Source organism: Microcystis sp. M31BS1, assembly GCF_020245285.1.
Taxonomy (GTDB): domain Bacteria; phylum Cyanobacteriota; class Cyanobacteriia; order Cyanobacteriales; family Microcystaceae; genus Microcystis; species Microcystis panniformis.
This window is the reverse complement of record NZ_JADBVE010000208.1, coordinates 1-3,105: the sequence shown is the minus strand read 5'-3', so window position 1 is coordinate 3,105 and position 3,105 is coordinate 1. Positions and strand designations below refer to the sequence as shown.

At 42.3% G+C, this 3,105-nt stretch carries 3 protein-coding genes and 2 pseudogenes; 2 read left to right on the top strand and 3 right to left on the bottom strand.

Annotation, left to right across the window (positions count from 1 at the left end; all coding sequences use genetic code 11):
• Nucleotides 1-190, bottom strand: a pseudogene (locus IM509_RS24105) (hypothetical protein); the annotation flags it as partial.
• Nucleotides 191-604: 414 nt separating this feature from the next.
• Here IM509_RS24105 and IM509_RS12280 point away from each other — a divergent pair.
• Together IM509_RS12280 and nblR are read left to right on the top strand one after the other, a co-directional pair.
• The gene (locus IM509_RS12280; RefSeq protein WP_052277461.1) at nt 605-1,102 is read left to right on the top strand and encodes a hypothetical protein; all 498 of its coding nucleotides are present in this window, start codon (nt 605-607) and stop codon (nt 1,100-1,102) included.
• Between the two features lie 55 nt (nt 1,103-1,157).
• Complete coding sequence (gene nblR / locus IM509_RS12275; RefSeq protein WP_185236961.1) at nt 1,158-1,847, top strand: response regulator transcription factor NblR; 690 nt, start codon at nt 1,158-1,160, stop codon at nt 1,845-1,847.
• 176 nt (nt 1,848-2,023) lie between these two features.
• On the opposite strand, the gene IM509_RS12270 is transcribed toward nblR, so the two are convergent.
• A complete protein-coding gene (locus tag IM509_RS12270; protein WP_002766343.1) occupies nt 2,024-2,821 on the bottom strand; it encodes a glutathione S-transferase in 798 nt (265 codons plus the stop codon).
• A gap of 152 nt (nt 2,822-2,973) precedes the next feature.
• Nucleotides 2,974-3,105 (bottom strand): annotated as a pseudogene (locus tag IM509_RS12265) (IS630 family transposase); the annotation flags it as partial.

Below are 3,105 nucleotides of genomic sequence, written 5' to 3'. Positions count from 1 at the left end.
TAACTGATAACTGATAACTGATAACTGATAACTGATAACTGATAACTGATAACTGATAACTGATAACTGATCACTGATAACTGATAACTGATAACTGATCACTGACTCCTGACTCAATGTTCGACAAAGATAAGCAAAAATTATTCATTGACTCCAAAAACTTGAGAATATTTAAATTAACATTTCGCAATATTTACAAATTCTTAAGAATTAATTGAGAAAGATTTTTATTTAACAACGATGTTACAGTGGTAACAGCGATTTTACTGAATTTCATAATGGGTTATCTTGTGCTTTTTTGGACAGCAAAGGTTGAAACCCTTGCCACACCTAGAAGGTGATCCCAATTAAGACGGTTAAATCAGTCAATTTCACCCACAACGATGATCTTTTTTTTGTGTAGTTTTATTGCAAAGAAAAAGTTTTTTTGACAAAAAGCAGAAAGTATGTAGGAGTAGTTATGGCAGAGTGGGGAAGTGGGGTGTGGGGTGTGGGGTGTGGGGGGACGGAGTAGGGGAGCAGGGAGAAAAAACTGATGACTGATGACTGATAACTGATAACTGATTACTGATTACTGACCCCTCATAGATTTTTACTTAACTTTATGTCTTTGGTAATTTGTACGGGTTTTCATGATTCTAGATTGACCGAGGATTTTTTAGGACATCTGGGGAGCAAATCGGTCAAATTAAGTCCCTATATTATTATTTCGCCTTTTTCTTGCTTAAATGAAGCTTTATCACTGGGAGAAGCTCTAACCTTGATTGGGTTTAGTGCGGGGGTGGTAAATGCGATCGCTTTAGCTCATTATTGGCAAGCTCAAGGGGCGACAATTCGAGCTTTAATAGCTCTAGACGGGTGGGGAGTGCCATTAATCGGTAATTTTCCCATTTATCGCCTGAGTCACGATTATTTTACCCATTGGAGTTCCTGTTTACTGGGTAGCGGTGGAGAAAATTTTTATGCGGATCCGCCTGTGGATCATCTTAGCCTTTGGTCGTCCCCCGATCGAGTGACCGGTTGGTCTATCAATGGTAATTTTGTCCAACGCACCACAGCGTTAACTTTTTTATCTCAAATCGGTCGGGCGAGAATCAATTAACTATAATTAGCTAGTCCCCTCCCTATCTTTCCTATTTCTTTACCGCTGCCGACTCATGAGTACATCCGTCCCGAGTTCTTCGATTCTCTTGGTGGGAATTGAGGAGAATATGGCTAAACTAGCTAGTGCAGACTTGAAAGAAGCAGGTTATCGCCCCCTGATTGTGCCTAGCCTTGATATGGCTTTCCCAGAAGTGGAAAGTTGGCAGCCAGCGATGATTATACTCGATCGCTTCCTGGCGGCGGAGGCTGGTGTGAATTTTTGTCGTCGTTTACGTTCCCAGGGAAGTCGCGTTTATATTATTTTGTTAGTATCTCAAGAAACCCTAGAAGAACGTCTCGCCTGTTTGGAAGCGGGAGCCGACGATTATTTTCTCAAACCCTATAATTCGCAATCTTTTCTCAAATTAATCCGTTTTTACCTGCAACCTCTGGAAATTATCCCCGAACAATTGCGTTTCGGTGACTTAGTATTAGATTTAGCCAGTCGTAGTCTCTCCTATAAAAACAAAAATATTGAGTTGACGATGAAGGAATTTGAACTGCTGCGCTACCTCATGACTCACCCCAAAGAAGTATTATCGAGGGATCAAATTCTCGAAAATGTCTGGGGAGACGAATTTCAAGGAGAATCAAACGTTATTGAGGTATATATTCGCTATTTACGCCTGAAGATGGAAGCTGGTGGTCAAAAACGCCTCATTCATACCGTGCGCGGTGTCGGCTACGTTTTAGGGGAATCTTAACAGTAATCAGTGATCAGTGATCAGTAATCAGTAGATTGCTTTTATTTATTCTCCCTGCTCCCCAGTCCCTAATTCCTAATTCCCGCTCCCTGCTCCCCAGTCCCTAATTCCTAATTCATATCACTGATTACTGTTTACTGATCACTGAAAAGCCCCACCACCCTAGTCAAGGGCTGCTATTCAATCTGGATGGAGTTGGGGGAATCGATAGGAGGGGTGGAACTTCCCGGAGTGATAGTTTGACGGTATTGACTATAAAGACGGTCGCGCCAGGCAAAAAAGCCCTCGTAGGCGCTATTATCGGCTAACCCTGGGATCCCCTTGCCTTGCAATTCCCTGGGTAAGTTGAGATAGGAACCCTGGGGAAACTGAAGCAGTACACTTAATCCCGCCACGGCTAAATCGGCTAAACTGGGCTGATCCCCGACTAAATAGGGACGATTGGCTAAAATGAGGTTCAAAGCTTCTAAATCCTGTTGTAGCCCTTTTTTCGCCGTATTGATAGCATCTTTTCCCAGACCTACACCCGCCCCCAAAATATCAATTAATTCCCCTGGCATAGAACCCAGCAACAAGCGCATAAAATCGGGAGTTTCCCGGGGTAAAAAGGCGGTACGAAAGTTTTGATTTTGGGCAAAAGCGCCGAGAAAAGCGGTTCTTCCTTTTAATCCCAGGGATTCATCGGCCCATTCTTCGATTAATAAACATTGACCCCGTTGGAGGGGATCTGTGGGGATAATTGGTTTTTCAGGATACTTGCGATCGAGATAAAAAGCAATCTCGGTCGAGTCAGCGATATAAGTATCACCATCCTTGAGGACCGGGACCTGGCGCTGTCCGGAAAGACGGAATAATTCCAATTGTCCCACCCCTGGCACCACGTCCCTTTTTTTATAGGCAAGACCTTTATAGTCGAGGATGAGACGGACTTTCTCACAATAGGCAGATAATTCAAATTGGTAGAGTTCTAGCATAGGATGATATGGCCTCTCGATAAATCAGTTTCTCCCTGATTACTCTAACCCTATCGGGCATCAATCGCCTAAACCTAAAGACTTTACTCCGATTTTACTCAAACATTTGTACTAAAAACGAGAAAGGCGAAAAAATAATCTTTTGCTATACTTTAGACGTTCATAATCTGAGATTTATTAAACTTCTGAAATCGTAGAGTCAGCAAGGAATCCAGTTCTTTTTTATGTTTCAAATGGGCATCATTCAAACATTCATAAATGGCTGAAGAAAAGTCAGAAAAGTT